This is a genomic window from Ideonella sp. B508-1 (genome assembly GCF_000333615.1).
Taxonomy (GTDB): Bacteria; Pseudomonadota; Gammaproteobacteria; order Burkholderiales; family Burkholderiaceae_C; genus Ideonella.
The window spans coordinates 1-2,883 of record NZ_BADL01000609.1; the positions used below are offsets into that span (position 1 = coordinate 1).

The 2,883-nt window shown below is 67.6% G+C and carries 3 protein-coding genes, 1 tRNA gene and 2 pseudogenes; 4 read left to right on the forward strand and 2 right to left on the reverse strand.

The genetic code is table 11. From position 1 onward, the window contains the following. Nucleotides 1–322: pseudogene (locus I73_RS33400) on the forward strand (SDR family NAD(P)-dependent oxidoreductase); the annotation flags it as partial. 1 nt (nt 323) lies between these two features. Here the strand turns inward: I73_RS33400 and I73_RS24155 are convergent. Further along, entirely contained in the window at nt 324–929 is a 606-nt protein-coding gene (locus I73_RS24155) for a rhomboid family intramembrane serine protease (protein WP_026097159.1), read from the reverse strand. Nucleotides 930–980: 51 nt separating this feature from the next. Beyond that, a tRNA-Leu gene (locus tag I73_RS24160) sits at nt 981–1,065 on the reverse strand. Between the two features lie 119 nt (nt 1,066–1,184). Here I73_RS24160 and cysM point away from each other — a divergent pair. The 3 genes and pseudogenes from cysM to I73_RS33565 form a co-directional block, all read left to right on the forward strand. Beyond that, nucleotides 1,185–2,090 (forward strand): cysteine synthase CysM, encoded by a 906-nt coding sequence (gene cysM, locus I73_RS24165; RefSeq protein WP_026097160.1) that lies wholly within the window; start codon nt 1,185–1,187, stop codon nt 2,088–2,090. A 20-nt stretch (nt 2,091–2,110) separates the two neighbouring features. After that, nucleotides 2,111–2,656, forward strand: coding sequence for an NUDIX domain-containing protein (locus tag I73_RS24170; RefSeq protein WP_022982980.1), 546 nt, complete (start codon nt 2,111–2,113; stop codon nt 2,654–2,656). Between the two features lie 78 nt (nt 2,657–2,734). Further along, a pseudogene (locus I73_RS33565) lies at nt 2,735–2,883 on the forward strand (sulfurtransferase TusA family protein); the annotation flags it as partial.

Sequence of the window (2,883 nt, forward strand, 5' to 3'; positions counted from 1 at the left end):
CGTCTACACCAACCACATCCACGCCGAGGACCTGGCCCGGGCCTGCGGACTGGCCCTGTTCCGGGGGCGGGCGCTGCGCACCTACAACGTTTGCGACGACAGCCAGCGCCGCATGGGCGAGCACTTCGAGCTGGTGGCCGATGCCTGCGGCCTGCCTCGGCCGCCGCGCCTCAGCCGTGCCCAGGCCGTGGCCGAACTGTCGCCGGTGCAGATGAGCTTCCTGAGCGAATCGCGCCGGCTGACGAATGTCCGAATGAAAAAGGAGCTGCGACTGCAGCTCCTCTATCCGGATGTCCTGGACGCCCTGAAGGCGGGGCGCTGATTCACCAGCGCCGACGGCGCGGGAACGGGGGTTGGCCGCGCCAGTAGCGGATCATCAGCCAGCCGCCCAGCATGCCGCCCAGGTGGGCGAAGTGGGCCACGCCCATCATGCCGGCCACGCCCATGCCCAGTTCGATCAGGCCGAACACCAGCACGAAGGTGCGCGCCTTCATCGGGATGGGCGGGAACAGCGGCATGATGGTCCGGTCCGGGAACAGCATGCCGTAGGCCAACAGCAGGGCGAACAGGCCGCCCGAGATGCCGATGGTGGGGGCGTAGGAGCCGAAGATCGGCGAGATGATCAGCTGGCAGGCCGCGGCCGACAGCACGCCTGCTGCCATGAACTGCAGGAAGCGCTTGCCGCCCCACAACCGCTCCAGCTCGCTGCCGAACATCCACAGGCCCAGCATGTTGAAGAAGATGTGGCCCAGGTCCGCATGCAGGAAGGCATAGGTGACCAACTGCCAGGGCATGAAGTTGCCCGAACCCAGCGGCCACAGGGCCAGCCAGGCGGTCAGGGGCAGGTAGCCCCCCAGCAGCGCCTGCGCGCAGAACACCGCCGTGCAGATCAGCAACAGCGCCTTGGTCATCGGGGGCATGGGGGGCATGAGCGCTCGCTACGGAGAAAGGCTGGAGGAACGCCGCGCAATGCGAGGTCCTGGTGCCCGCGGCCAGACTCGAACTGGCACGCCTTGCGGCGGCGGATTTTGAATCCGCTACGTCTACCGATTTCGTCACGCGGGCATCGGATCGTGCTGACAGACCGGGGCCTGGAAGCACGTTGGGCGCGCATTATGGCATGGCAAATTGCCGGGTCTTGCGGGCCGCCGATAATGGCAACCTTCGCCCTGATTGCCGGACCCATGCCGCACTACAAGACCCTCGAGGAAGCCATCGGCCACACACCGCTGGTGCGTCTGCAACGCCTGCCCGGAGAGGAGATCGCCAACCGTGGCAATGTGATCCTGGGCAAGCTCGAAGGCAACAACCCTGCGGGCTCGGTGAAGGACCGGCCGGCCATCAACATGATCCGCCAGGCCGAGCTGCGCGGTGAGGTCAAGCCCGGCGACACGCTGATCGAGGCCACCTCGGGCAACACCGGCATCGCGCTGGCCATGGCCGCGGCCATCAAGGGCTACCGCATGGTGCTGATCATGCCGGAGGACCTGTCCATCGAACGGGCCCAGACCATGAAGGCTTTCGGTGCCGAGCTGATCCTCACGCCCAAGTCCGGCGGCATGGAGCTGGCCCGCGATCTGGCCGAGCAGATGCAGCGCGACGGCAAGGGCCGGGTGCTGGACCAGTTCGGCAACCCTGACAACCCGGCCGCCCACTACGACAGCACCGGCCCGGAGATCTGGACCGACACCGCGGGCCAGGTCACCCACTTCGTCAGCGCCATGGGCACCACCGGCACCATCACCGGGGTGTCGCGCTACCTGAAGGAGAAGAACCCGGCGGTGCGCATCATCGGCGCTCAGCCTTCGGACGGCTCGCGCATCCCGGGCATCCGCAAGTGGCCCGAGGCCTACCTGCCCAAGATCTACGACCCGTCCCAGGTGGACGAGCTGGTCTCGGTCAGCCAGTCCGACGCCGAGGACATGGCCCGCCGCCTGGCGGCTGAGGAGGGGCTGTTTGCCGGCATCTCGGCGGCCGGCGCCTGCTGCGTGGCCCTGCAGCTGGCCCGCACGGTGGAGAACGCGACCATCGTCTTCGTCGTCTGCGACCGGGGCGACCGCTACCTCTCCACCGGTGTGTTCCCCGCCTGAGGCGGGCGTCGGCGCCCGTCATGAGCGACCTGCCGCAATACCGCTTCTGTCCTCAGTGCGCCCAGCCTCTGGCCTGGATCTCGGCACTGGAGGATGGTGGCGAGAAGCAGCGTCTGCGCTGCGCGGCCTGCGGCTTCACCCACTGGAACAACCCCACGCCGGTGCTGGCGGCGGTGGTGGAATGCACCGACCAGGACGGGCGGCTGCTGCTGGCCCGCAACGCCGCCTGGTCGGGCGACCTGTTCGCGCTGATCACCGGCTTCATGGAGGCCGGTGAAAGTCCGCAGGAGGGCATTGCCCGCGAGGTGAAGGAAGAGACCAACCTGGACGTCAGCGCCGTGTCGCTGATCGGGGTCTACGACTTCCAGCGCCTCAACCAGGTGATCATTGCCTTCCATGTGCAGGCCCAGGGCGTCGTGCGGCTGTCGCCCGAGCTGGTGGAGTACCGCTTGTTCGCGCCGGGCGAGGTGATCTGCTGGCCCGGGGGCACCGGGCTGGCGCTGGCCCAGTGGCTGCACGAGCGCGGCTACGAGATCGCCTGGCGCGACTGGGGGGCCCGCGCCTGAACCCCGGTGGGACGCCACTTGTTTCTACAATGGCCCCACGGTGACAGAAGTGACAGCAGAAGGGACAGAAGGATCCGCATGCAAGCCGACAAGGAACTCGACACCAGCGGGCTCAACTGCCCGCTGCCCATTCTGAAAGGCCAGAAGGCCCTGGCGAGCTCAACAGCGGCCAACTGCTCAAGGTGATCGCGACCGATCCCAGTTCGTCGCGGGACTTCAGGGCTTTG

Bases quoted from the DNA above. Each gene is read 5' to 3' on its own strand.
- I73_RS24155 (WP_026097159.1), bottom strand. From the start codon at position 929: ATGCCCCCCATGCCCCCGATGACCAAGGCGCTGTTGCTGATCTGCACG.
- cysM (WP_026097160.1), top strand. From the start codon at position 1,185: ATGCCGCACTACAAGACCCTCGAGGAAGCCATCGGCCACACACCGCTG.
- I73_RS24170 (WP_022982980.1), top strand. From the start codon at position 2,111: ATGAGCGACCTGCCGCAATACCGCTTCTGTCCTCAGTGCGCCCAGCCT.